This is a genomic window from Streptomyces mirabilis (genome assembly GCF_039503195.1).
Taxonomy (GTDB): Bacteria; Actinomycetota; Actinomycetes; order Streptomycetales; family Streptomycetaceae; genus Streptomyces; species Streptomyces mirabilis_D.
Genome location: NZ_JBCJKP010000001.1, coordinates 4712844 through 4737359, shown reverse-complemented (window position 1 = coordinate 4737359; position 24516 = coordinate 4712844). Strand labels below are relative to the sequence as shown.

19 protein-coding genes, 1 tRNA gene and 6 pseudogenes are annotated in these 24516 nt (G+C 65.5%); 14 read left to right on the top strand and 12 right to left on the bottom strand.

All coding sequences use genetic code 11. The features are described from left to right. Positions 1-510: 510 nt before the first annotated feature. A complete protein-coding gene (locus AAFF41_RS21870; protein ID WP_343324487.1) occupies positions 511-909 on the bottom strand; it encodes a hypothetical protein in 399 nt (132 codons plus the stop codon). 594 nt (positions 910-1503) lie between these two features. Between AAFF41_RS21870 and AAFF41_RS21865 the strand changes: the two genes are divergently transcribed. Beyond that, complete coding sequence (locus tag AAFF41_RS21865) at positions 1504-2202, top strand: SDR family oxidoreductase (protein WP_319754754.1); 699 nt, start codon at positions 1504-1506, stop codon at positions 2200-2202. 105 nt (positions 2203-2307) lie between these two features. Beyond that, positions 2308-2813, top strand: a pseudogene (locus tag AAFF41_RS21860) (tyrosine-type recombinase/integrase); the annotation flags it as partial. 648 nt (positions 2814-3461) lie between these two features. Here AAFF41_RS21860 and AAFF41_RS21855 read toward each other — a convergent pair. Beyond that, positions 3462-4241, bottom strand: a complete 780-nt coding sequence (locus AAFF41_RS21855; protein ID WP_319754909.1) for an SDR family oxidoreductase — start codon at positions 4239-4241, stop codon at positions 3462-3464. A gap of 56 nt (positions 4242-4297) precedes the next feature. Here AAFF41_RS21855 and AAFF41_RS21850 point away from each other — a divergent pair, with 56 nt between their 5' ends. Further along, positions 4298-4882, top strand: a complete 585-nt coding sequence (locus AAFF41_RS21850) for a TetR/AcrR family transcriptional regulator (RefSeq protein ID WP_319754907.1) — start codon at positions 4298-4300, stop codon at positions 4880-4882. A 288-nt stretch (positions 4883-5170) separates the two neighbouring features. After that, on the top strand, positions 5171-5329 hold the full coding sequence (locus tag AAFF41_RS21840) for a hypothetical protein (RefSeq protein WP_343324486.1): 159 nt from the start codon (positions 5171-5173) through the stop codon (positions 5327-5329). Here AAFF41_RS21840 and AAFF41_RS21835 read toward each other — a convergent pair whose 3' ends face one another. Together AAFF41_RS21835 and AAFF41_RS21830 are read right to left on the bottom strand one after the other, a co-directional pair. Continuing rightward, entirely contained in the window at positions 5330-5422 is a 93-nt protein-coding gene (locus tag AAFF41_RS21835) for a DUF6233 domain-containing protein (protein WP_319754908.1), read from the bottom strand. A 418-nt stretch (positions 5423-5840) separates the two neighbouring features. Further along, on the bottom strand, positions 5841-8753 hold the full coding sequence (locus AAFF41_RS21830; protein ID WP_343324485.1) for an FG-GAP repeat domain-containing protein: 2913 nt from the start codon (positions 8751-8753) through the stop codon (positions 5841-5843). A gap of 1313 nt (positions 8754-10066) precedes the next feature. Between AAFF41_RS21830 and AAFF41_RS21825 the strand changes: the two genes are divergently transcribed. The 3 genes and pseudogenes from AAFF41_RS21825 to AAFF41_RS21815 all read left to right on the top strand — a co-directional run. Continuing rightward, positions 10067-10396, top strand: a complete 330-nt coding sequence (locus tag AAFF41_RS21825; protein WP_343324484.1) for a hypothetical protein — start codon at positions 10067-10069, stop codon at positions 10394-10396. A gap of 484 nt (positions 10397-10880) precedes the next feature. Then, positions 10881-11321: a hypothetical protein gene (locus tag AAFF41_RS21820; protein ID WP_343324483.1), complete on the top strand. Its 441-nt coding sequence runs from the start codon at positions 10881-10883 to the stop codon at positions 11319-11321. A 400-nt stretch (positions 11322-11721) separates the two neighbouring features. Beyond that, positions 11722-12323, top strand: a pseudogene (locus AAFF41_RS21815) (transposase family protein); the annotation flags it as partial. Positions 12324-12347: 24 nt separating this feature from the next. Here AAFF41_RS21815 and AAFF41_RS21810 read toward each other — a convergent pair. The 3 genes and pseudogenes from AAFF41_RS21810 to AAFF41_RS21800 all read right to left on the bottom strand — a co-directional run. Next, positions 12348-12791, bottom strand: a complete 444-nt coding sequence (locus AAFF41_RS21810) for a hypothetical protein (RefSeq protein WP_343324482.1) — start codon at positions 12789-12791, stop codon at positions 12348-12350. A 496-nt stretch (positions 12792-13287) separates the two neighbouring features. Continuing rightward, positions 13288-13626 carry a hypothetical protein gene (locus AAFF41_RS21805; RefSeq protein ID WP_343324481.1) on the bottom strand — a complete coding sequence of 113 codons (339 nt, stop codon included), beginning with the start codon at positions 13624-13626 and terminating at the stop codon, positions 13288-13290. A gap of 168 nt (positions 13627-13794) precedes the next feature. Beyond that, positions 13795-13959, bottom strand: a pseudogene (locus AAFF41_RS21800) (IS5/IS1182 family transposase); the annotation flags it as partial. Positions 13960-13969: 10 nt separating this feature from the next. On the opposite strand from AAFF41_RS21800, the gene AAFF41_RS21795 reads away from it, so the two are divergent. Beyond that, positions 13970-14272: a hypothetical protein gene (locus tag AAFF41_RS21795; protein WP_343324480.1), complete on the top strand. Its 303-nt coding sequence runs from the start codon at positions 13970-13972 to the stop codon at positions 14270-14272. 598 nt (positions 14273-14870) lie between these two features. Then, a complete protein-coding gene (locus tag AAFF41_RS21790; RefSeq protein ID WP_343324479.1) occupies positions 14871-15608 on the top strand; it encodes a PH domain-containing protein in 738 nt (245 codons plus the stop codon). A 57-nt stretch (positions 15609-15665) separates the two neighbouring features. Here the strand turns inward: AAFF41_RS21790 and AAFF41_RS21785 are convergent. Beyond that, a pseudogene (locus AAFF41_RS21785) lies at positions 15666-15914 on the bottom strand (5'-nucleotidase C-terminal domain-containing protein); the annotation flags it as partial. On the opposite strand from AAFF41_RS21785, the pseudogene AAFF41_RS21780 reads away from it, so the two are divergent. The 3 genes and pseudogenes from AAFF41_RS21780 (at position 15868) to AAFF41_RS21770 (ending at position 18024) form a co-directional block, all read left to right on the top strand. Further along, a pseudogene (locus tag AAFF41_RS21780) lies at positions 15868-16658 on the top strand (replication initiator). The pseudogenes AAFF41_RS21785 and AAFF41_RS21780 sit on opposite strands and share 47 nt — an antisense overlap. Next, on the top strand, positions 16651-16833 hold the full coding sequence (locus tag AAFF41_RS21775) for a helix-turn-helix domain-containing protein (RefSeq protein WP_343324478.1): 183 nt from the start codon (positions 16651-16653) through the stop codon (positions 16831-16833). Before AAFF41_RS21780 ends, AAFF41_RS21775 begins: the two are co-directional and overlap by 8 nt. Beyond that, a pseudogene (locus AAFF41_RS21770) lies at positions 16833-18024 on the top strand (tyrosine-type recombinase/integrase). Before AAFF41_RS21775 ends, AAFF41_RS21770 begins: the two are co-directional and overlap by 1 nt. Before the next feature lie 20 nt (positions 18025-18044). Here AAFF41_RS21770 and AAFF41_RS21765 read toward each other — a convergent pair. Next, a tRNA-OTHER gene (locus tag AAFF41_RS21765) sits at positions 18045-18105 on the bottom strand. Positions 18106-18745: 640 nt separating this feature from the next. Here AAFF41_RS21765 and AAFF41_RS51625 point away from each other — a divergent pair. Together AAFF41_RS51625 and AAFF41_RS21760 are read left to right on the top strand one after the other, a co-directional pair. Beyond that, complete coding sequence (locus AAFF41_RS51625; protein WP_425526140.1) at positions 18746-19099, top strand: 2TM domain-containing protein; 354 nt, start codon at positions 18746-18748, stop codon at positions 19097-19099. 142 nt (positions 19100-19241) lie between these two features. Next, positions 19242-20057, top strand: coding sequence for a hypothetical protein (locus AAFF41_RS21760; RefSeq protein ID WP_343324477.1), 816 nt, complete (start codon positions 19242-19244; stop codon positions 20055-20057). On the opposite strand, the gene AAFF41_RS21755 is transcribed toward AAFF41_RS21760, so the two are convergent. From AAFF41_RS21755 to AAFF41_RS21745, 3 genes are all read right to left on the bottom strand, one after another. Beyond that, positions 20023-21093, bottom strand: coding sequence for an HNH endonuclease (locus AAFF41_RS21755; RefSeq protein WP_343324476.1), 1071 nt, complete (start codon positions 21091-21093; stop codon positions 20023-20025). The genes AAFF41_RS21760 and AAFF41_RS21755 overlap by 35 nt on opposite strands. A 527-nt stretch (positions 21094-21620) precedes the next feature. Then, entirely contained in the window at positions 21621-22568 is a 948-nt protein-coding gene (locus AAFF41_RS21750; protein WP_343324475.1) for a reverse transcriptase family protein, read from the bottom strand. A gap of 127 nt (positions 22569-22695) precedes the next feature. Next, positions 22696-23397, bottom strand: a complete 702-nt coding sequence (locus AAFF41_RS21745) for a DUF3800 domain-containing protein (protein ID WP_343324474.1) — start codon at positions 23395-23397, stop codon at positions 22696-22698. Positions 23398-24516 lie beyond the last annotated feature (1119 nt).

Here is a 24516-nt window from a genome sequence, read left to right as displayed (position 1 = left end):
ACCCAAACCTGCACCAGACCCATCCGCGTTGGCCTCGTGAATCTTGGATCGGACCGAGCGAGCTGAGAAGTCTATCCACGCTGGTCATCATCTGGACCTGCGACCCCGACGACATCCACGCCCTCGCCGAGGAATCCGTACGCACCGCACCACGCCGCTTGACCAGGCCCGCAGCGACAACCCCCGTCGCCCATCAACCGGATACCAGTCGGCGAAGCGCTCATCGGTGAACAGCTCGTCCAACCGGTCACGAACCCACATGACCGCCGTGCGCCGCGGATTGCTCGCCCGCGCCATCCGCACCGTCAACGGCGGAATCATCCGTACCTGACGATGCGGCAGAGCACCAGCTTCGAAGAGTCCGGTTGCGGGTCAAGACTGATCTGGCACTTCGCTGAGCTGCGGCGATGGTCGGCCCTTGCTGTGACTCCCCGTCGTTCCCCGCCGCTTCCCCTCGATACGGGCACGCAACGGGCACGTGGCCGTGGTTTCTCTCGGTGCTGCGCCACTTCAGCAGGACTCGTTAATCAGCAGCAGGTTTCGTCCATCCTCCGAGACGAACTTGAAGGCGCAGTAGAGCGGTTCCTCCGGCCATTCGGGAGCTTCGACCTTGCCGCCGGGGCCCTTGTAACGTCGGCTGGCCATTTCCCAGACTGCGGCGCGCTGCTCGGCGGGCACGTCCTCCAGCTGAGTGCTGCCCCCGCGTCCCCACACCATCAGGTCGGCGCTGACCGCGAGTCGTCGGGCGACTCGTACGTCCAGTTCTTGTCCGGTCAGGTGCCAGGTACCTCCGGCCCAACCGTCGATCACGCCGGTGTTCACGACGGAGAGCCAGACGTCATGGGTGCTCCCGGGGTCCAAAGAGTCCATGATCTCTTTGAAAGTTGCACGATGCTCGCCCTTGGCCATGGGGCCAGTCTGGACTGGACCCGACCCGGGGCACAGCGCTTGCCGGAAGCCTTTCGCCCGCGCGCCTGGAAGCTGTAAGCCTGTCGGCTATGCCTACCCAGGTTCGAATCCTGGCACCGCCAAGCCAGTGGGAATCGGCCCCTGACCAGCACGTCTGGTCGTGGGCCGCTCTCTTTTCCACCCCCCCCGTGTGCCCGTGGTTCCCCGCGGCTCCCCCGTCGTTCTGGCACGCTCGTGGGACGGTGTCGCGACCTTGATCACGTGGCTGCGAAGTCTGCCCTGTCAGCGTCGCTGCCCGTTCCTGGAGCACCTGTTTGGAAGACGACTGATACGGACGTGGGCTGACCTGGGAGGCTTCTGACCTGGGCCGGAGCGCCGGTGTGGCCCTCTTTCCCGTGCGCCGTATCCCGTTGGATCGGGCACGCGGCGGACACAGAGCCTCTTCGTCCCCGAGGTCCGATCGGCCGGGTCCGCCATCGAGTGCGTAAGGGCACCGTCACAGGTGCGGTCAGGTTGCCGGGTGGACCAGCCGCCGTCCGGGGCCTAGCGTCAGGAGAAGGGAGTCCTCCGGATCCGCAGTCAAGGAGGGTGATCATGGACATCAAGGGTTCGGTAGCCCTTGTCACCGGAGCCAACCGTGGCATCGGGTCGGCCTTCGCCCAGGCACTGCTCGCTCACGGCGCCACCAAGGTCTACGCCGGTGCCCGGGAACCGGAGACCATCCGGGGTCCTGGGCTTGTTTCGCTGCGACTGGACGTCACCGACGAGGAGCAGGTCGCTGCAGCAGCACGTGCCGCCGATGATGTCAGCATCGTCATCAACAACGCCGGGGTCACTGGTGGCCCGTCCCTTCTCGAGGGGGCATTCGACGGTGCCAGGCGCGAGATGGAGGTCAACTACTTCGGCACCTGGGCTGTGTCGCGTGCGTTCGCGCCCGTACTGGCCGCCAATGGCGGCGGAGCGCTGGTCAATATGCTGTCCGTGGCGTCGTGGGTGGCCAACAGGCAGTTTCCGAGCTACGCGGCCTCCAAGTCCGCTCAGTGGTCGCTGACGAATGCCTTCCGACTGGCGCTGCGGGAGCAGGGCACGCTGGTGGTCGGCGTGCATGCCGGCTATGTCGACACCGACTTGGCGGCGGATATCGACTCCCCGAAGATCCTTGCCTCCGAGGTGGCCGACAAGACGATGACGGCGCTGCTCAATGACGAACCCGAAGTGCTCGTCGACGAGGTCACCCGCAACGTACGTGCCGCACTCTCGGGGGAACTGGAAGCGCTGTACGCCAATCGGTGACGGCTCGAGCCCGCCGTCGTCAGTCGGGTGGGAGCCGGGCCACCGTCTTCGATGCCCTCGACGAGAACGGGCTGAGATTCGACCCTCCTGGTCAGAGTCAGCACCGGCCTTCGCTGGTCCGGTCTCGACCTCGACAACCGTGTCCTGTACGTCCGTCATCAGACGCAGCGCCGCCGTGGCGTCCTGCACGACGACGATCCGAAGAGCCGCCGTCGTCGCGCCGTACCGCTGCCCGCGCTCTGTATCGCCCCGCTGCGCTGGCACCGGATGCGGCAGTCCGCCGCACGCGTCAGGGCGGGGGAGAAGTGGCAGGCATCCGGCTACGTCTTCACCACCCGCACCGGCCCAGGTCGAGCCGCGGAACGTCTACCGCTCCTTCACCCGCATCGCCGACTTCGCCGGCATCCGAGTCGTCCGGCTGCACGACGCCCGGCACGGTACGGCCACTCTCCTCACGGCGGCCGGAGTCGCGCCCCGCGTCGTGATGGAGATCCTCGGGCACAGCCAGATCAGCGTCACCATGGACGTCTACACGCACGTCGTGCAGGACACACAGCGCGAGGCCACGCGTCATGGATCGGCTGCTCAGGGGGCGTCCCGGTCGTCAGTGACCGTGCTCGTTGATGTCAGCGGGGCATGTCGATGCCCGGCAGTCGCCCTTGTTGACCGCGGCTGACCCCTGCATCTGGCACGGATGTGGCACGCGACCATCTGCGTCGTGCACCTTCTGATCCGTAGCTCTGTAGAGATCAGCCGTTGAGGGTCATGCAGGTCGCGCTTCAGCCATACGAAGACGCGGCTGGTCGGATTCGGTCGTTGAGGTTGCTGTATTTCGCTGCTGCACTGATTGAGTGCCCCCAGCAGCCATGCCGGGGGCACACGTATGCCCGGATCAGATGGCGTCGATCCGCCAGGCGATCACGCCGGTCGACGCCATCTGGCATGCATCTGGGCAGCGACACCTGCGAACGACACACTCGGTTTTACCAAAGGGGCTGCAACACCCGGTCGTTGCAGCCCCTCTGACGTGTCCCGCCGTCGGCCCTTTTCTTGAGCGCCGCCTCGCTGCCCTACGCAGTACATGAGGCACCCAGATGAACCAGCTCGCGGTACTGCGTTGTAAAAGGCTGCTGGACGCGGAGCACTCACGAGCCCGACCCTGGTCGGTCAGCTGCTCGACTTGACGCCCGGCGGCGTGGGACAGCTCTCGCGCCGCCGGGGTCGTTGTGGGCCGTACAAGAGGCTGACCGAACCGGGAGCTAGATGACGGGGAGTTCACCGCCGTCGACTGTCAGGCTTACTCCGGTGACCCACTGAGCCCGGTCCGATGCGAGGTAGGCGACGGCCTCGGCGATGTCGCGCGGGTCTCCGGGACGCCCCAGAGGGATGCCCGCTGTGGTGGCGGCAAGCGGGACGTCCATCGCGTCGGCGAAGTTCTGGCGGATCGCGTCGGCGCCCGGGGTGAGCACGTTGCCGGGGATGATCGTGGTGACGCGGATTCCGGCAGGAGCGAGCTCGGAAGCGAGCGCTTTGCTGTAGGTGTTAAGGGCGGCCTTGGCGGCACCGTAGTGAGCCAATGGCGGCGCCGGCGTGAGGGCCGCTCCCGATGAGATGTTGACGATCACGCTGCCCGACCCGGCCTCGCGCAGCGCCGGCAGCAGCGCGTTGTTGACCCTCACGGCGGACAGGTAGTTGAGGTCGAGTGCGTCGATCCATTCCTCATCGGGGATGGAGGAGATGCCCCCGATGTGGGCGCGTGCCGCCGCCGCGTTGTTCACCACGATGTCGACGCCGCCGAGTTCGTCGAGCGCTGCTGCAGTGAATGCCTGCACGCCCGCGAGCGTGCCGATGTCGCCCTGAATGAAGGTGGCGGCCTTCGGCGTCTCGTCGGAGGCGTTACGCGCCGTGGTGACGACGGTCGCGCCGCCGTCGAGCAGCCGCTGCACGATGGCCGCGCCGATCCCGCGAGTGCCTCCCGTGACGATCGCGCGCTTTCCTGCGAACTCAGTGGTGTCGGGTGAAATGCTAGTTCTGAACATACGGTCCACAATAACAGGTTCTGGACCGATGGTTCAGAACTGCGTACCATGGAGGCATGGGGCGACCACGGAAATTCAGCGAGCAAGACGTCCTGGCCACTGTGCGCCGGCAGTTCAATGAAACCGGGTACCACGGCACCTCGGTCGACGATCTCTCCCGCGCGACAGGGCTCAGCAAGGGAAGCCTCTACGGCGCGTTCGGCGACAAGGAGGCCCTGTTCCAGCGAATATTCGAGGAGTACTGCGCAAGCTCCGACGAGGGCGCCGCCGCCCTGCTCGAAGGCCCGGAGGACCAGGCCCTCGACCGCCTCCGCAAATGGCTCACGGCGCCGGACAACCACACTGGTCAGCCTGGCTGTCTGCTGGCCAAGGCCACGGCCGAACTGGCGTCGGAGAACGACGCCATCGCGACCAGGTCACTCGCGGCGTACGAAGTGCTGCTCGACAGCTGCCGCCAGCTTGTCGAGCAGGCGCAGCGCGCCGGGCACCTGGATCCGGCCGCCGACGCCGAGGCGCTCGGCGGACTGATCCTCACCACGCATCGCGGGCTCGAAGCGCTCGCCAAGGCAGGGGTCGACGCGAAGACCAGGAACCGAATCGCCGACGCCGCGATCGACAGCATCGCCCTGCCAGTTTCTTGACCCTGGAGCCGGCAGTTCCCGTCTGCGGCGCGGCAGACCTTGGTGCTCAGTCCTCTGCGGGAGCGGCCGGTGGCATGGTCGTGGGGCTCGCCGGCCGGGGCCCTTTTCTACGGGCCCCGGCCGCGTGCTGATGCGTGCGCACGATGGTGCAGTCCACCGAGACCGCCCAATTCAGGTCCTCATCGGCGTCGGCCTGGGTCATCATCTCGGTGAAGGCCCGCTCCAGGTGCCGTCGACCACCCACATCCGCAACCGGTTGTAGACCCCGCGCCAGTTTCCGTACTCGCGGTGATCTTCGATGTGCACGGCAACCCCCGGCGCTGGAAGATGAAGCCTCGCAAGAAGGCTGCCTCGAAGAAGATGGCGAAGAAGGCGCCTGCCAAGAAGGCTGCAGCGAAGAAGACCACGGGGAAGAAGGCGGCTGGCCGGAAGTCGCGCAGCGCCTGACTACCCGAGTATCCCGAGCTCAGCGTCTGGCCGGCAGTGGATGCAGGCCCGGACCCCGTCGGCCGGCGCGGCGGGGGCCTGCTCCCTGCTGATGGCGAGTCAGCGGCCGTGATCGTGAGATCGCCGATCGGCTCGGCTCGGTGATCCGCAAGACGCGGGGTGATGTGGACTCTTAGCGGACCTTGTGGCACGGCCGCGATCACGGCAAAGGGCCAGTTCAAGAGGATCAAGCCTCTGAACTGGCCCTTAGTCGTGTGCCCCGGCAGGATTCGAACCTGCGACACCCGCTTTAGGAGTTCGCTCCGACCTTGCTCCGGCTGCGGTCATCGGCTGGTTCGACGGCCGGACGGAGGCGCTGGTGTACGCCTCCGTCCGGTGGCGTTGATGTCAGCCGCGGATGTCAGAAGCCTTCTGGTCCGGAGCTCTCGCCGGATCGGTCAGTGACGGTCATTCCGGCCGCTACCGGGCCTCGCCGAGGGCATGACATGCGTCGCCCAGGCACTGACGTCGGCTAAAAAATGCCCTTGTAGCCCTGCCAGCCGGTGGCGATCTGCACTCGCGCCCCGAACGACCCCTTGCCGTCACCGTTGTTGCGGTACAGATTGCCCGCCGTGTCCCGCTCGACGAGGTCGCTCTTCCCGTCGCCGTTGATGTCGCCGACGCCGACGACGGCGTTGTACGACCCGCCCCAGTTCGAGAAGACCTTCACGCGGTCCTTCAACAGGCCCGTCCCCGTGCCGTTGTAGCGGTACAGGGTTCCGGCCTTGTCCCGCGCCAGCACATCGCCGTAGCCATCGCCGTCGAGGTCTCCCGCGCCCACGATCCTCGTGTAGGCGGTCCATGCCGTACGGATCTTCTTGCCCGCCGCAAGCGACCCGTCGCTCTGCGCGGCAAACAGGTAGATGTCACCGGTGGACTCGTTGCGAGCAAGCAGGTCGGGGCGGCTGTCGCCGGTCAGGTCACCCGGGGCAGTGAGGCTGTCGTAGGCGTTCCACCCGGTGCCGAGCGAGGTGTACGGCGTGCTCGGCTTGAGGGCCCCGCAGCCCGCGCGGTAGTCGCGCAGTTCTCCGCTCCCGAGCCGGACCAGCACGCTGTTGCACTGGTCGTCGCCGGTCCCGAACGGCACCGCGGCGGCGGAGGTCGGCCAGCCGCTGGCCGAGGTCTTGCCGGAGAAGGTGCCCGTGCCCGTGCCCTGCTGGAACGTGAAGGCTCCGGAGGAGTTGAGGGTGAGCAGGTCGCCGCTGCGGTCGCGACCCACGAAGTCGTGGTACGCCGCCTGGGCGCCGGTGATCTTCACCGAGCCGGACTTCACCACCTCCGGTCCCTGCCCGTCCGCGGGCCAGGCGGTGACGGTCCAGGCATAGGTGGCGTCCGGGACGCCGACGCCCGTCACGCCGGTCCAGCCGTCCCAACTCGGCGTGATCTGCCCGCGTGCCTCACCGCCAGTGAGCGTACGCACCGTCTTTCCACTCGTCCGGTTCTTGATCGTGAGCTGCCAGAAGCCGACGGGCTTCGAGATCCACCAGCGGGGCTTCCACGCGGGTCCCTCCATCACGACGTGCGCACTCGCCGGCACCGACGAGTCCGTCACGCTGAGCGCCCCGACGGGGATGCCCGTGGGAACGACGTACACGTTCTCGTCCGCGTCGACGTACGCGACCTGGCCACCGTACGCATCAACCGTCCAATCCGTACCGGCAGTCGTGCCGCGCGCGGTGCCCAGCACGCGGGTCGCCGGAGTCGCGGACGTGACGTCCGTGAGGGTGACCTGCCGGTCGGCGCCGACACGTACGACGAAGCCGTCGCCGAGCAGCCCGGGCGCCGAGCCGGTGGGCAGACCGCGCACCGTCCCGTCGGCGAGGTTCGCCAAGAAGGCAGTGTCCTTGCCGGCGCCGCACTCCACATACACGTACCGGACGGTGGCCTGCACGGACGACGGGGTGCACGAGGTGCCCACGGACAGCGTCCGGCTCACCGTCCCGGTGCGTACGTCGGTGGCCGTGACCTTGCCCGCCCCCGCAGACTGCCACAGGGTGGCGCCCCACAGCGCCGCAGGCGCGGCCGAGGCGGTGCGCACCACGGCGCCCGAGTCGAGGTCGCGCACCACGGTCGCGGTGGCGGTGCGGTAGGCGACGTACCGTCCGGAGACACTCTCGACGCTCAGGCCGGTCAGGCCCGTGTCGATCGTCGTGCCCGGGGTCGGCTGCGTCTTGTCGACGAGGCGCAGTACGGCCTTCCCCTCGTACACGGTCTGGTAGAGGACGCGACCGTCGCCGGTCGGATACAGCGGACAGCCGCTTGCCCCGCACGAGTCGGCATCGCCGAGGTTTTCCCGCGTGATGACCGAGGGTGTGCCGGACACGACCAGCTTCCGCTCGTGATAGGCCGTCACGTTGTCGACGTAGGTGTCCGCGGTGTCGAGGCGTCCCTGGAAGAGGGCGAGCGAGCTGGTGCGCGAGGGGACCCAGGGGATGTCCAGCACGGCGCTGCGCTGCAGGCCGCCGTCGGGGGACTCGGAGAGGCGGTGCACCCCGTATTCGCCGTTCAGTTCACCGCTCACGAGGAGATCCCCGTCCGGGCCAGGAAGGAGATTGTCGGAGGCCTCCCAGCCATGGTCCAAGGGTTTGGTCACGACGCCGTCGGACGACACGACGGTGACGGTCCGGCCCGGGTCCATGGTCATCCGTAGAACCCGGGAGCCGACAAGACGGAGGACGACGCTGTACGGCGCGTACGGCTTCGGGACGCTCCATGGCGTGGCCTGCGGGTCGTCGCGCGACACGATCCGCTCGACGCCGGCCGAGGAGTCGTACCAGGCGACGGCCTGGGGTGTGACCTGCACGCTGCCCAAATAGCTCTGGGGCACGGGCAGTACGCTCATCCGGGCCGTCGACAGATCCACCAGACCGACGCCGTCACCGGTGGCCGACCGGTAGTGCACGACCACACCGTTTCCATCACCGACGTCCGGGAGGAACGACAGGCCGCAGGTCGCGCCACTGGGCACGTCCGTCACCGGGCGGTCGTCCAGCGACCCGTCCGACGTGAGACGGAAGAGATGGCACTCGCCGTTCGCGACGCCGAGGACGGTGTCGCCCTGCACGGAACGGAGGGTGAAGCCCTCCGGCAGCTGGAGGGTGCGCTTGCCGCCGCCGGCCGGGTCGATCAGCACAACCCCGCTCGTGCCGGTCTGATAGGCGACCATGTCGGCGTGGGTGTTGAAGATCCGCCCCGCGCTGCCGTCCGCCGGAATGTCCGGCGTCGTCGACTCTCCGGTCGCGTAGTCCGTCCACCGCCATCCCTGGCCGTACGTGTGGTGCAGGAACCCGGTCCGTCCCGCGGAGTAGAGGTACTCGTACAGGACCGACTTGCCGTACGGCCCCATCACCGCCTCATCGGCCGTCGGCACCGGCTCGGCCGACACCGGAGGACTCATCATCCCCACGACAGCCGCAGTCGCCACGACGGCCAAACCCACGCGGCGCACTACCACACGACAACACGACAGAGTACGACCAGCCAAGGTGGTCCCTCCCCGAAAGCGCGAAAGGGGAGCGCGCCCGTCCGATGCCCGGGCCCCAGCGTCACATCCCCCGAAGTTAGCTGATCCTACAGACTCCTCAAAGCTTCAACGAGAGCATTATTCGATCACCGGGAACCGGGTAGGCGGGTAGACCAGGGCGATTTGCGGCAGACGGGCTGACCACCCTGACGTCCAAAGCCGAAGGGTGCGGATCCACTCAGGGTTCCAAGGTCCACGAGCAGGCCGTTTCTTCAGCGCAGCAGGTCAGCGACGTGGGGCGGCCCCTCAAAGGATCTACACCCATGGTGGATCACGACTACTCCACGGGCATGGTGCGCGGCCTCTTCTCCGAACTACTGCGCGATGGCCTGCCCTTGCTCAGGGAGCATGCACCGCCAGCGGATGCACGCCCCGGGCAGATACCCGCGCGTTCCGGGACCCTGCCCGGCTACACCACTTCATGGGACGCGATCATCGTGAGGGTTGTCGGGGGAACTGTTCACCTATGGACTAGCCAGGCTCCAAGGGCTGCACCGGCAGTGGATCCGGCCGTGGCCCGACAGGGCCGGACGCTTCCCTTGGGAGGACGGAGCGGACGACTACTGTCGCACGAGTCAACCTCTGCTCTGGATCCCGAAGTCCGACACCAACGGACCGTGGGCGCAGGTCGCATGAATACCGGTCGTGATGCCCTCGGCGCCTCGTGCATCGAGGGCATCACGTTCTGATCCGTAGCTCTACAGAGATCGGTCATTGAAGGCCATACAGGCTGTCCGGAAGCCCATGGCGGCCGCTGCGGGGTACTGCCGGTTGCTGGGGTTGCTGTACTTCTCTGCTGTACCGCAACTCCCGGCCGCCGTCCCGTTGTCAGTCCCCCTGCTAGCTTGCCTGGCGGAGTGAGACCGGTCAGAGAACCTTCGAGGTCCGCGGTCAAGGGGGGTGGGCATAAAGGTCCCCGGGAGCCACTTCGGGACTATGTTGCAGGCCCCAGACCCCACCCCCCTCATCACCTGGCCAACACGCTTTCCAACTGTGGTGGTGGGGTGGTGCGTAACGTTCGGGGCCGTTCACCTGCGTTCATGGGCGGCCAGTCATCTGGGCGGCTACCGCCTCCGGTCCTGTCTGAACGGCCGCGAACGGTGCTGAATGAGACGGAAACTGAGACGGACGGCGGGGCTGGGCTCGTTAGCATCTTCGCTGTTGGAGGGGGTGTCATGGCGCTGGTCCGCAAGGGATCACGACGGATCGTTGTCGACGGCAGGGCCTATAGCTGGCGGCTGCGAGGCAGGCCGACGTACTCCGAGGGCCTGGCCTGGTCGCCGTGCACATTCGCGGTCGAGCATGCGGACAACCCGGGTACGACCCTTGTGGTCACCACCAACCAGCCACATCCGAGCAACTGGATCGGTCGTGAGGCTGAGCCTGTACTGCCGTCCGGTGTTGCTGCGGCTGTTCGGCTCGCCCTGCGAGCGGGCTGGATTCCGACGGCTCCGGGCTCCGCATTCCGCCTCGACCAGTCCGCCGGCTTCACGCCCGGGTACTGAGCGATCTAGAGAGTGAGCACCGCTTTAGGAGTTCGATCCCGGCTTCGGGTGGCCTGCCCGAACCCATGCTCGCGGCCGTTTCCTGGTCCTCGGCCGGTTGGCCCGGTGCGCTGGCGTCCGGCGACGTTGATGTCACGTGGTGATGTCAGCCCGAGCGGCGGGACATCCATCGGAGGGCGTCGGCTGTTCGAGAAAACCAGGGGCCCGCTCTGCCAAGTTTCCGTGATGTCGGTCCAGTTATGGAAGTACGCGCCGCGACAGCGGGCCTCCGGCCTCCAGTCGTAGAAGAGGCTGAACCGGTAGATCCTGCCTTCACCCGACATGAGCTGACCGTCCTCATGGTCGGGGCCGCCCTCTAAGAGGTCTACGACAACGGCCTGCATGGGATCAACCCCTTGGCCCCGCCCTTGACTGGCTGAGTCATGACGGGGTTTCATCCATGGAGCTTGATCGTGAACAGTCACATCAACGCCAAGGGAGAAGCATGAAGCGCAAAAGGATCGCCGCTCTGGCCCTGGCCACGGCCACCCTTGTGGGCGGGGGCCTCGCCGGCGCGTCGTCCGCGTCGGCGAGTACCGCGCCGGACGGTAGCAGTTGGGACCACACCTGGACGACTGCCGACTCGGCGCAGGGCGGCACGGTCTACGTCGAGGAGCACGGCGACGTCATCAAGGTGTGCGACACCGCCGCCGACGGACTGGCACCCAGGATCCAGGTCTGGGCCGAGACCTCGATCGCCGGCGAATACGCCCTGCGGTACACCGGGATCTCCTCGGGCGGCCTGGGCTCGTGCAGCACCTACAGCGCCTCGGACGGCGGGGCGTACGACCTGCCCGAGGGCGACGAGATCTTGATCACGATCTGGCTGGGCCCCAGCCTCCCGTCCAGCACCAGCACCTCGCACTACTACCTGAACGACCACTGACAGCCGTCCAGGGGCACATGATGCCTCCGCCTCCGGCGACGCCACCGTTGAGATCACCCTCGGCGGCTCCGGCGACGGGGGCCGCGCTCTGGTCGACAGCGCCGTCCCGGAATTCGGTCAGCACTGATCGACTGCGGTGCGCCGCTCCGCGCGGGGGCGGGCCCGGCGCCGGTTGGCCGCAGTGGACGGCGGTGCGCGGTCCGATGTCTTCCGCGGCCGGTCCGTGATCGCAGACCTCCGCGCCTCCCCGACCCGATCGGCTCGAAGGGGAATCGCAGCCTAGTGCCGCGACGAGGCGAACGTAGCCTGTCGCGGCACTAGTTCGACAGGGCGCACCGGGACGCCGACTTCCGCCCGTTCCATTCCGAGCCTTACCCCCTCTCGCGAGGAAACGAACGCCCAGATCACCACCCGCGCGGGCAGGCTCCGCGCCGACGCCCTGGTCAAGAAGCTGCCCAAGCGGGCCTGGCAGAAGCTCTCCGCCGGCTCCGGGGCCAAGGGCCACCGTTTCTACGACTGGGCCCTGGCCGACATTGCCGATGACGAGCCCGGCCACCGCAACCTGCTTGTCCGCCGGAACCGCACGACCGGTGAGTTCGCCTTCTACCGCTGCTACTCGGCAACCCGAGTACCCCTGTCCACCTTGGTCAGGGTGGCCGGACGCAGGTGGACGGTCGAGGAGACCTTCCAGTCCAGCAAGGGCCTGGCCGGGCTGGATGAACACCAGGTCAGACGATGGACGTCCTGGCACCGCTGGGTCACCCTCGCGATGCTCGCCACGCCTTCCTCGCCGCGGCCACCGCCCACGATCGCGCCCAACAACCGGCCCCGGACGGACTGATCCCGCTGACCTGCAGCGAGATCCAGCACCTGTTCACCCCACTCGTCGCCCAGCCCATCCATACAGCTGGACACCGGCTTCGCTGGTCCGCATGGCGACGACGCCACCAGGCCCGGGCCCGCAGATGCCACTACCAGCGGCAAGCCGCCCATCAGCCATGAAGATCGCGATCAAGAGCTGGACCACTAACGCCATTCGGTCACCGGCCACTTTCCGTCGACCTTCGAAAGCAGCAGTTCGCTGATCTGGAGAGGGTTGTCGTCGAGGTTTATGTGTCCGAGGCTGCTGTCCCTTGCGAAGAACCGGGACGCGTAGGCGTCGGCCAACTTGCCTCGTTCCGCGCCACTCAGGGGTCCTACCAGCGCTTCGACGGCTTGCGGACACATGTCCTTGTGCTGGGCGGCAGCGAGTTCGGACTGCGCGGTCCGGGTCATGAGGGCGCAGGTGGCCTCGCCGTTACCTGAGCCAAGGGCTTTTAGGAACGCCTTGCCGGAGTCCTCCAGCGCTGCGAGGTCCCCTCTGATGTCGCGAATCGTGAGGAAGATCCCTGCTCCTCCGATCGCGAGCAGTACCGCCACTCCCCACAGGACCAACAGGCGTCCCCTGTCCCAACCGTTCGTGTCGGCCAATGTGTCTCATTCCTCTGTGCCGTAACCTGCGCGCTCGTCATCGGAAGTGTCGCAGCGCGGAACTCCCTCCTTGCGGGAGAGCCGACGACAGCCGCAGACACAGTGGCATCGCCGGCCAGTGGGCGGTGTGCATCGTAAAGTCGCAGGTCATGGGTCTGGTGTGCAGGGTGATTCGGGTACTCGCGTAGGTCGCCGACGGATGACCATGGCGTAGATCATCGGACGGGTCCGGTGTCGGCGGGATGCCGGGTTCGGCTGTGGCCACGACCGGCCGCCGCCTACGATCCGTCAGCGGGTCGGCACGCCATGAGATCGCGGGAGGTTGCGGAGAGGCAAGAGCGGCAAGAAGATCGCCCAACAGGCCGGCGGCGAGGTTCTGCTGTACGGCTCCCTCATACGCCCCCGCGGCACTCCACCCCACCGGACCGACGATCCGCATCTCCGGAACCCTGGGGTTCGGGCGGTTGAAGGTCCGTCACGCCCGACGCCGAGGGAACTACTTCCACGCAACGGCCACGACGACCGCGGCCGCCGAGAGTGTCCCCACGGCGTAGAAGGCCCACTGCTGCTTGTTGCGCATGCCCATCAGAGCTGCCACCGCCACCAGAACGTCCAGGGAGAGCTTCACCCCCATCTTCGCGTTGTCCACCGGTAGGTCGAGGGACGTCCGGGTCCATATCAGTCCCGCACCGGTGACCAACTGTATGACCGCGCTGATTGGCATGTAGCTGCCGGCCACCGGGTTCTTCTCCCTCAGCTGATAGAAGAGGCCGCCCATGATCGCGGCGAACCCGAAGAGGTGGAAGACGAGGAACACATATCTGAGGATCTCCATGCCGGCGATCATCCCATCCCTCAAAAGGAGGGCCCACACTGAGAGTTGACATGCTCCGATACATTGCGGGGCGGGCATCCCTGAGTTGCAGGTGTGAGTTCTGGTGTGTGTGGGCCTCGGGATGCTCGCGCTGGTCGGGGGCGGGTGATTTCGGTGAAAGATCGTCGGTTATCGGGAGACTTCGCGGTTGGTGAGGACCAGCAGGGCCCTGACCAGCGCGATTGCCCACCTTGGGTCGGTGCGGACCTTGGCGAGCACGCGACAGTTCTTGAGGTGGGCGAAGCCGTGCTCGACCGGAGTCCGGACGGCCGCGAGGGTCTTAGGGCTCTGCTTGGATCAGCCCATGATTTCTGTTGGCACCCCGGACGAGACGCAAGAGAAAGCAGAGCTTGCAGTCTGGTTCGGCGGAGCGTCCTTGGCGTTCTGGTTCTGCTGTCCGTTCTGGATACTGGTCAGCTTCGTCGCGCTGCCTCTGGCGCTCGTTGGCCTGGTGCGGGCCTTTGTCGAGTATCGCGCATCGAAGTCGAGGCGAGCGAACGGGACACGAGCTGTAGTGGGAGGCGTGTTGTCCCTCTTGGGAGCGGCAGCGGCGATCGCCTACATGATCTTTCTGGCCACCCATCCTGATCTTCCCGTCCAGGGATAGCCGCCTCATTTAAGGAGCGAGGTGAGGCGAGTGCCGCTCTGACCTGCGAACCGCCCGCGTGGGCAGACCGGTGGCTGGTCACCCGCCGGCCACTGTCGTTCCCCGTGACTCCCCGCTGGATCTGGCACAGGTGTGGCACGGCGAGCGCGGGCCTCATCCCTGTCAGAGGTCGTGAGGGCTCATGAACGTCGAGATGTCTGAGCTCGGAGTGCAGGGGGTCGCCAGCCGTCTCGCCATTTCCTCCTCCGATACTGGCCGACGCTCGGGCGGCTGGTAGTCAGCGGTGGATGTCAGCGCGCCGTACGCGTCCGCCCCAGGGCGGCGAGGGCAGTCCTCACCCTTCCGGTGCTGTCAGTGCTCGTCGGTGCCCTCCTCGCGCGACGCGATCAGGTCTAGGGGTGGAGGCGAGATGGCTGATTGGTTGGTTTCGACGGGAGCAGCTCTCATCGGCGGCCTGAGCCTGCGCGGTCTCGTCGCCGCCCACGGCGGCACCCTGCGCTGACCTGCGGCATACCCCCAGGGGTAGGACTCTAGGGAACACCCCTATCCTCTCCCCAGTCGCGCACGTGTTCGTGTGCATCGGGTGGGGAGAACAGCGGTGGACAACAGCGCCATGCCGTCGGCCGGCGTCGGAATCGTGCGGGAGTACCGCAAGTACAAGAAGACGCCCTTGGTGAGGATTCTGGGGCCGTCGGTCATTCCGATCCTCGCCTTCTCCCAGACAATGCGGCACGGCGACCCGTCCCGGTGGCCCATGCTCATCCTCGCCGTCATTTTCGTGCTGACCCTCGCGCGGCTGGGGCTCTACATGCGGCGCGGCCGCACGCTGGTCGACCCTGCCGGCATTACAGTCCGCCGCGCCCTCACCGAGCGCACCCGCGCCTGGTCCGCCATCTACGACATCCGCGCCGAGCCCGTTCCGAACGCCATGGGTTCCGCCCGCCGCTGGCTCGCCTACCTCTACGACACCGAGGGCCGGCGCCTCCTCCTGCCGCACATCGACGACTGGCAGCTGGACAACCCGCCGGCCGAGGTCGCCGGTCTGCTGGCCGTCGGTGCCCCGTACCGCGGCATGGCGTGGGCGCGCCGGCCGGAGGTGGAGGCGCTGATCCGGCAACGGGCGGCGCACCGCAGGGCCTGGCTGTGGGCGGTCTACGGGGCGCTCATCGTCTTCGGGTGCATGACCGTACTGTCGATCGGACTGTTGTTCACCTCGGACGGCTCGCCCGTGGTCCCGCTGACGGTGCTGGTTCCGCTGGGATCCTTCGTCCTGTTCGCCGCCCTCTTCCACGCGGGCTGGAAGTACCTGGTCCCCCGCGACCAGCGGGAGGCCTGACACACGTCGGGGGCGGCCGGTCCGGCCGCCCCCGAGGTCACTTCCGGCGCACGGCGCCTACCACACGACGGTGATGCGGTCCGCCGGAAGCGGTGCGATCGGGCTGCCAGCGGAGGAGCCGGCCGTCAGGTACTTCTCCAGCGTGCCCAGGTCGTCGCCGCCCACCAGGTCGCCCGTGCCCTGGCCGAGCGTCGGGAAGCCGTCTCCACCGCCCGCCAGGAAGCTGTCGGTGGCGACGCGGTAGGTGGCGGCCGGGTCGATGGGGCTGCCGTTGAGGCGGATGGAGTCGGTGACGACACGGTCCGATCGGGCCTGCTCGGTGATCTCGACCCCACGAGCGAAGGTCGCCGAGTACCAGAAGCGCGGCGCCGTCCACTTCCACGCCGTCATCCGCCTCGACGGCTCTACCGGCGGCGACACCCTGCCCCCGCCTGGGCGACCGCCGAACTGCTCACCGACGCCATCCGCGCGGCCACAACCAAGGCCTCCGTGGACGGCCCAGAAATCGACGGCCGCTCCCACACCTTCACCTTCGGCCGCCAACTCGACATCCGCACCATCCGATCCGCCGACTTCAACGGCGGCCAGGAGTTGACCGAGCGAGCAGTCGCCGCCTACATCGCCAAGTACGCCACCAAGGGTGCCGAGACCGCGACGGGAGCCCTCGACCGGTCGCTGAAGTTCGCCGCCGAACTCGCCCAGCTCGACATCAGCGACCACGCCCGCCGCCTCATCCGCACCGCATGGACCCTCGGCGCACACAAAGACCTCGAACACCTCCGTCTGCGCGCCTGGGCCCACATGCTCGGCTTCCGCGGCCACTTCTCCACCAAGTCCCGTCGCTACTCGACCACGCTCGGCGCCCTCCGCGATGCCCGCGCCGAATGGCGCCGAGCCCAAGCCGCAACAGCCAACGGGCCCGAGCCTGACTCGACGTACGTCCTTGCGCACTGGGTCTTCGCCGGAACTGGCCTCTCGGACGCCGAAGCCTGGCTTGCCGCATCCCTCGAACCCGCCCTCGGAACGGAAGGAGAGCCGACCCATGCATGACGACGAGCTGTTGACGGTGCCGGACGTGATGGAGCGGCTGAAGCTCGGCCGGTCCACGGTCTATGACCGCATCCTCTCCCGTCGACTGCCCTCGATCACCACCGGCCGGTGCCGCCGCATTCCGGCGTGGGCTGTCCGCGAATACATCACCAACGAACTGGAGGCGGCTGCCTGATGGCCCAGCAACGCAAGCGGAACCCCAACGGCGCTGGCACCATCACCAAGCGCAAGGACGGGCGTTTTCAGTGCGCGGTGTACGTCCTCCAGCCGGACGGCACCCGTGCCCGCAAGTTCGCCTACGGCAAGACGTGGGCCGAGTGCGACACCAAGCGCCGTGAACTGCTCGACAAGGTCGACCAGGGCGTGCCCGTACCCACCATGTCGGCAAGCTCTCCGAGTGGCTGCCGTACTGGCTGGACAACGTCATCAAGCCTCGGCGGAAGCTCAGCACGTACGACAAGTACGAGGCGCACGTACGGCTTTACCTGGTGCCCCTGCTCGGCGCTAAGCGGCTGGAGTCGCTTGGCGTCGCCGACGTGTGCCGGTTCCTCGTCCGCCTGGAGAAGGAGACCACCGCTGCAACCGCCAAGGAATCCAACCGAGTTCTGCGCTCGGCTCTCTCGTCCGCCTGCCGTGAGGAACTGATCACCCGCAACGTCGCCAAGCTCGTCGAGCCGCCCCGTACCGACAACAAGGAACTGCATCCCTGGTCCCTCGACGAGACGCTCGACTTCCTTGCGGCCTCCCGCAAGGACCCGCTCTACGCGGCCTTCGTTTCGCCATCGCCATGGGCCTCCGCCGGGGTGAGATCGTCGGCCTGCACTGGTCTGACGTCGACCTCGACAACCGCGTCCTCTACGTCCGCCAGCAGATGCAGCGCCGCCGTGGCGTCCTGTACGACGACGATCCGAAGAGCCGCCGTCGCCGTGCCGTTCCGCTGCCCGCTCTCTGCATCGCGCCCCTGCGCTGGCACCGCATGCGGCAGGCGGCTGCCCGCGCGAAGGCGGGGAGAGGTGGCAGGAGTCCGCGTACGTCTTCACCACCCGCACCGGCCGCCCGGTCGAGCCGCGCAACGTCTACCGCTCCTTCACCCGCGTCGCCCAGTCCGCCGGCCTCCACGACGCCCGGCACGGCACCGCCACCCACCCTCCTCACGGCGGCCGGAGTCGCGCCCCGTGTCGTGATGGAGATCCTCGGGCACTCCCAGATCAGCATCACGATGGACGTCTACACCCACGTCGTCCAGGACACCCAGCGCGAGGCCATGAGCCACGTGGACCGGCTGCTCAGGAAGAGGCCGCCCGGTCGTGCGGCACCACCGACATCCTCACAGTCAGAAGTAGATGTCAAAGGCCCCGGACCATGATCGGTCCGGGGCCTTTGCCCTGGTGCCCCCGGCAGGATTCGAACCTGCGACACCCGCTTTAGGAGTTCGATCAACTGAACCTCCTGCCTGGGTGCGGAGCCCGCGACGGAGCATGGCGAGTGTCCCTGGAGGCGCCCAAGGCCGGTGCAGTCTGATGACGTTGCCGTCAGAGGTTGCCGTCAGGACCTCTTCGTCCCGAAGCAACTTGGGCGTGGGCTCTGCCGTGGAGTGGTGTGGCTCTCGACTGCGCGGATGGTTCGCAGACGTCCGCGCTCGTCTGTCGGTGTTCGTCGGCGTTGTCACGCAGTTAGACACTCACCTGGCACTGCTCTCGGTACGCGGGATTAGCGCACTTCAGCTCAGTTCTCCGGGCTTAGGCATGGCGTTACTAGTGTCGCAGATCCACTTGGGTGACCTGCGGGTGGCGCTCGCTACGACTGTCATTAGTAGTCGTCACCGGTCGCTGCTGAGCGGCCTCGGACGGCCCAGCGGGGAGCGCTACCTCCCAGTCCCTAGGTGACAGGACCGGACCCTGCCAGTGTTGGCTTGCTGGTAGTACCTGCCGAGATGTCCGACGGCGTCGTTGACGGCGGACATCACATGTCTAGAGACATCCTCGCGTGCTTAGATGCGCACCGCGTAAGAGCACCCACCGGAGGCACGCACACCCAGTCAGAGGGAGAATGGAACAATTGGCGACGGTGCGACCCCAGGAGCGGCTATGACGGGCTCCCAGAACTCAGGCAGATCGCAGTCACAAGACAGCTCCGCGGCGGACAGTTCGCAGCCAAAATACAGCCCCGCGGCGGTCGAGTGGGCTCACAGACGAGTCCAAAAGAAGCGTAGATTCTACACCACTCTCGTGACCGGCGTCGTGATCAACTGCTTCTTTGTTGCAGCGTGGCCCTTCAGTGGAACTCAATACTTCTGGCCTGGTTGGATCCTGGGCATATGTTGCGTGCTGCTGCTTCTCAACGCATGGCAGACCTTTACCTACCGCCCCATCACCGACATGGACCTTAACGAAGAGTGCGATCGCATTAAGAACGGAGCTGGAATCACTCACAAGCCATAGGAATCCAAAGCGTGGCCTGTCCGTCGAAATCAGGAGAGTCATGCATCGCATTTCGAGATGGATACGGCGCTTCACTCGGTGGGCCCGCCATGATTGGCCATACCTCATCCTCTTCCTATTCATCGTGTTACCACTGTGGGTCATGGCGGCATCCCTGGCGATACGGACTAACCTTTTTCGCCTCGGCAAACCGACGGACACGCAGCTCAAAACCTTTCTAACATTTGTGGCCGGAGGTCTTGGCACTGCGGTCACTGTGCTAGGCGCCCTACTGACGAGGGAGCATAACGCGCGTGAAAGATGGCGTCAGCAGCTTGAGGCAGTGCTGAGAAGTCTCGAATTTATACGCAAAAAGCAAAGCAAACACGCAGACGTCGCCGCCGGCGTATTCTCTTCGATGGTGCTTCTCGGGCACAGGCACGCAGCCCTTCGCACCTTGATCCCCGCATGGGATAGCGGAAAAGTCGAACCAGCGACGGCTACATGGGTAATAGGCGAAATCCTAGCCGGAAATGATGAGAGCCTGGAAGGTCGACGCGTCAGTCCTGATGCGATGACTGAAGCTGCCTACGTGCTTAAAAAGCACGCCGAAAAAGGTGAGCTAACCAACGAAAGAGCGGAAACTTACTACTTTCCGGATCACTTCATGCGGGCATGGACGACCGATACCAAAATGCCACGGAAGGCAAAGCTGTACCTACTTGCAGCCATGGCGGAGACCATGTGCTCCCAAGATAAAGAGTGGTGGACTAGGAAGAATCTTCCACCATGGCCAATGTTCATTTGGGAAGAGTGCGCCGATAGAGACCCCGACCCGATCGTCCGAGACTCGGCCAAATCATTGCTGAATGCGGCGAAATTGCACTTCGTAACAGATATGGAGAGAGCCTCCCCTCGGGAGATCGATGTCACGCTAAGCAAAGTTAGCGCGTGGGGCGCTCCTTCGACGGAGGATTAGTCCTGATCGACTCGGGAATCTGTCGCGAGGGTATGCGCGCCCCGCCCTGAGGCGTTGTTTGATCGATGAGCTTCCGGAGTTCATCAGGCGTCGGCCACGGTGCCCTGCGGTGGATCATCCGGTGACAGTTGGCGCAGATTAGAGCAAGATCGCTGAGCTTCGTCCGTCCCTCGCCGGCCTCGTGCAAGGGCACGACGTGATGGCACTCGATGTATCCGGCGCCCCGCGCCCCGTACGTTGCTTCGAAATCGAAGCCGCATGCCTCACAAGCCAGGCCATGGCCCTGACGCAGCACGGCATCGATCTTCCTCTTGCGTAGCCTCTTATCCCGCTCACGGCTTCTGTGGCGGCGTATCAACAACCTGCCCTCGGGTGCACTGTAGTCATCTTCCTCTTCGGCGTCCGGCGGCAGGGCCTGGAACTCGCCTGTGGTGAGGCCGTCCCGGATGCGCTGGGCCACCTCCGCCATCTCGGCCGACCGGGCGAGGAAATCGTTCAAGACTTCAACATCCAGCGCGTTGCCATTTGTGGGTTTCCCCCGGTAATCCGGGTGCCGGGAGGTGATGTCGGCCGTCTTACGAGCCACGCCGTTGGGGTTCCGGAACAGTTCGGTACGCACTTCTTCAGGGTGGATCGGCATGGTCTGCAGCAGGGCGGACAGCTCGATCACACGCGGGTCGTAGTACTCCAGTCGCTTCCAGCCGTTGGCCATCGCCAGGTCGCAGGCGAGAATGATCTCGTCACGAGTCCAGTCAGGAGCTCTGGTCGAACGGACTACGAAGTCGAGCCGGACAAGCCACCTGGTCGCCTCCGTAGGCCCTCCGCTGAACTCGTCCCATCTCAGTGCTCGTTCTTGATCGAACTTGTGTGCCACTCCGGCTATGGCCTTCGAGTCGTACGTTCGGTCCTCATGTACGAGTAGGTATCCGGTCGCCGGCTTGTACCCGTACTCCGACAGGAACCTGTCACGGCCCAACTCGTCGTACTCTGCGATGGCCTTGATAACGCCATCTCGACTGATCGCACCCTTACGCATGGCGAAAGGGTAAGCGCCGCCACTGACAGTCCGTTAGACCCCAACTCACCTTCGGGGGTGGGCATCCGCGCCAGAGCCCGAACCGTCGTCTCTAAGCAGGGGGAGGGGCGTTGTCGACCGTCGCCATCTGCCATCGTCGAGCACCCCCGCACGGCTTAGAGACGGCCGAGCGGGGGCGTCGCGGTGTGCCCCTCGATGCGAACTATGGGCATGGTGGTCGCCGAGGTCTCCTGGGCTGGTACGGCGGACCGCTAGGAGCGCCGGCGGTTGGCACTGGTCGGTGGGGTTGCTGTACTTCGCTGCTGTACCGCGGGTCCCAGAGGCGCCGGCCGAGGTTGTGTCCAGACGCAGACCTTGGGCCGCAGCTCGGTCACTAGTCGAAGAAGTGATGATGCAGAGCCGCTACCACGGGGCCCTGTTTTCAGGGGGCCGCTGTGACCAGCGAGGACGCTGTCGTTGTTCGTCGTTGTTGGTAGTCGATGGCCACCCTCGGACGGCCCGCAGACGGCCCGGTGATGGGTGCAGACCTAGAGGAGATCGTATATATCCTCATCCGGCTCCGGAACCAGCTCATCGAATGCCCGCAGTAGTGGGTAACCTACGTCTGGCTCGACTGCGGCGATATAGCATGCCCAGCCCAACAGACGACGCCGAAGCATCACCTCGTCCGCGCCGCCGAACTCTTCCATATAGGTGTAGTAACCGAATTTCGATATCACGTGCAAGATCCATCGCATCTTACGCTTTAGCTGACGCGGAATCCGGGGCCCGTCCGATTCGCCGACGTACAAGCCGGTGACGTATTGTGGACCACCGCGGCGCATGAAAGCGGTTTTGCGCGTGTTCACCGACCAGCCAGCGTCGTCGAGGATTTGAGCGATATCCACTGAATGGCGGTCAGTGACATCGCCAGAGAACGTGAGATCGTCCACATAACGCGTGAACGACAGGCCCTCCGACTGTGCATACTCGGCGAGGGAGCGGTCTGTGCTCAGGAAGGCCAAATTAGACAAGAGGGGTGAAGTGCTAAGTCCGATTGGTAGCTTGCCGCCGATAGTGACGAGATTGACAGCAACGTCCGCGGCCTTCTCTTCGTAACCTTGCTCTCGCAATAGAGCCCTTATTGTTGCGGCGTCAATTGACGGAAAGAAATCCTCAAGATCCATGCGCAAAACGCACTGTTTTGCTAGGTGCTGACTGGCATTGCTGATCGTAGAACGTTGGCGAACAAATCCGTGAACATGGTCAGGGGCATCATACGAGAACACGTTTAGGAAGCTCCGATGCAAATTCTTGTTAATGGCATCGAAGGGTCGCCTCGGATTGAATACTTCTCGTACTCCGCCGTGCTTCTTGCGGTATATCCGCTGATCGTAGAGCCGCCCGGCACCCGCAGGAAGAGCCAAGGAAAGCGCCTCTAGAATTTCGACCGATACGCTGGCTTGCTCCGCTAGGTCATCAACCAAGTACGGCATTGCCCCCCCTGTGATGGCACAGACGGAGGTAGGGTCGCACTCCCGTGCAAGGGCTATCATGCAACGCACGCGAACTCGCGCACAACGTTGACCGCGACCCTACCTCCTCACGCGATCCTATCATACGTCAATGAAGTGGGTCTTTCCGGCTAGAGATGCGACCGTGCTCGAATGAATAGAGCATGGAAATGGACGGCTCAATCTCGCGGAATGCCCTATAGGCCCAGTCTTTCGGTTCTGTGGTACAGCGTGCTTGAAGCCATCTACTTACTGCTGCCATGACATAGTCGATGATGGCCGTAGACATGTAGTCACTCTTAGCGACCATTGTGATATTCAACTGCGGCAACGGTGCGGCTTTGCCCATTGTTTTGTAGGCCTGCCTGACAACGTTTCCGGGAAGTCGGCGAATAATTGCCGCCATACCCTCGCTCTGCTCTATGTAGCAAAGCAACTCAGATTCATGGCGATGGCGGATCAATAGATCACTAAGCAATTTCACATACATGAACTCGATCAGCCCGGATTCCGTGTCGCCAGGGAAACCTGTTCGATCGGTTACGACCATGTATGACCTAAAGAAAATGGTTCGCATGAGCTCTAGGAATGGACCGGAGACCTCTAGCGGATTGGTCGAGCTGTGAAAACCGTTATTGCGAAATTCTTCGAAGCTGGCAAGTCCGGCCAGGCTGCTCTTCGCAGATAGCCTCTTATGCAAATCCCGAATTTTTTCTTCTATGTCATCTGCATCTTCGCCCAGTTCAACCGCGCCGACGATCAGCGGCTGGGAGGTATTTCCGTTTCCTGACTCGTCCATAAATAGCTTCACCGCAAAGAACCTTTCGTGAGGCCTGCCCCAACGCCGCCAAACCGTCCGCGTCGTCGCGCTAATATCGACAGCCGCCGGGGTCGCACCTTCAATCGAGACACGTTGACTCCGCGTAGAGTAGGACAACCTGCCATTAGGTTGTCCCGGAATCGGCGAGGCGGTTGATGCGTGGCTGGGGCATCGGCGGGGGTGACGTTCAGCGTGGCTGGCCGTGGCGGCTGCCGCTGGAGGACCGTCGCATCACCCACCACTCACCCCAGCTCCCATCCCGTCCGCCGTCGACCCACACACCGTGGAGCAGGCGTGGTTCATGGCGTCCAGGTGGAGCGCGCCACTGTACGAACGACCTCATGGGCCGCGTCTGCTCGGCTCTGCCTGGGGCGACGGTGGACGGGATGGGAGCCCACCACGCACGCCATCCACGGACCCGCGGTCGGGAACGGCGCCCCCTCCATCCCGGTGCTGGCCGATCCCCCGCCGGAGGCATCGTTTTGACCGTGGCCCTGCGCCAGTCGAGGTCGGGTGTTGGTCTTCTACGTCCGCATGGTCGCGTCCGCCGTCCGGCCGGTGGCCTGGTGCGGGATCGGCCGACTGTTCGAACGCCCGCGTATCTGGCAGCGTCGGCCCGCATGCCGCCGCCACCGCGATCCGGCCTCTTTCGGTAACATAAAGCGTTTTTGACCTGCACCGTTGGGGATCACCGTTCGCCCCCGTCCCCGTGTTGGTATTGGCCGCCGCGCTTGGCGCGGCCCTCGGACTTGTTCGACCCCTTGTGGGCAACAGGGTGGAAAGGGGTGCGCGTGTGGCCCCTGAAACGAGGGCGTTGGGGTCTAGCTGCTGTTGATCTTTTCCATCCCTGAGGCCGGATCGCGGTGGCGGCGGCATGCGGGCCGGCGCGACCGTTGATGCGCCTGGGCGGAGCCTGCGGCCCGAAGATAGGCAAGCGCCGTCGGCCGCCGGTCGAGCGAGCGCAGCGAGCCTTGATGACGTAGGGAAAGCGTGTCCGCGTTGTCATCCGGAACGTCCGGCAGCCTGGCGGTCGGACGTTCCGCCCGGCCGGGCTACGACGCGCGTCGGTTGCCGGCGGCGCTGGTGGGGAGTGTGTGACGGACGGGCCGT

What these genes read in the sequence shown, in the direction of transcription:
- AAFF41_RS21755 (WP_343324476.1), bottom strand. Translation starts at nt 21,093, where the DNA reads ATGCGTAAGGGTGCGATCAGTCGAGATGGCGTTATCAAGGCCATCGCA.
- AAFF41_RS21795 (WP_343324480.1), top strand. Translation starts at nt 13,970, where the DNA reads ATGATTTCTGTTGGCACCCCGGACGAGACGCAAGAGAAAGCAGAGCTT.
- AAFF41_RS21805 (WP_343324481.1), bottom strand. Translation starts at nt 13,626, where the DNA reads ATGGAGATCCTCAGATATGTGTTCCTCGTCTTCCACCTCTTCGGGTTC.
- AAFF41_RS21870 (WP_343324487.1), bottom strand. Translation starts at nt 909, where the DNA reads ATGGCCAAGGGCGAGCATCGTGCAACTTTCAAAGAGATCATGGACTCT.
- AAFF41_RS51625 (WP_425526140.1), top strand. Translation starts at nt 18,746, where the DNA reads ATGACGGGCTCCCAGAACTCAGGCAGATCGCAGTCACAAGACAGCTCC.
- AAFF41_RS21865 (WP_319754754.1), top strand. Translation starts at nt 1,504, where the DNA reads ATGGACATCAAGGGTTCGGTAGCCCTTGTCACCGGAGCCAACCGTGGC.
- AAFF41_RS21825 (WP_343324484.1), top strand. Translation starts at nt 10,067, where the DNA reads ATGGCGCTGGTCCGCAAGGGATCACGACGGATCGTTGTCGACGGCAGG.
- AAFF41_RS21750 (WP_343324475.1), bottom strand. Translation starts at nt 22,568, where the DNA reads ATGCCGTACTTGGTTGATGACCTAGCGGAGCAAGCCAGCGTATCGGTC.
- AAFF41_RS21850 (WP_319754907.1), top strand. Translation starts at nt 4,298, where the DNA reads ATGGGGCGACCACGGAAATTCAGCGAGCAAGACGTCCTGGCCACTGTG.
- AAFF41_RS21760 (WP_343324477.1), top strand. Translation starts at nt 19,242, where the DNA reads ATGGCGGCATCCCTGGCGATACGGACTAACCTTTTTCGCCTCGGCAAA.
- AAFF41_RS21855 (WP_319754909.1), bottom strand. Translation starts at nt 4,241, where the DNA reads ATGTTCAGAACTAGCATTTCACCCGACACCACTGAGTTCGCAGGAAAG.
- AAFF41_RS21775 (WP_343324478.1), top strand. Translation starts at nt 16,651, where the DNA reads ATGCATGACGACGAGCTGTTGACGGTGCCGGACGTGATGGAGCGGCTG.
- AAFF41_RS21820 (WP_343324483.1), top strand. Translation starts at nt 10,881, where the DNA reads ATGAAGCGCAAAAGGATCGCCGCTCTGGCCCTGGCCACGGCCACCCTT.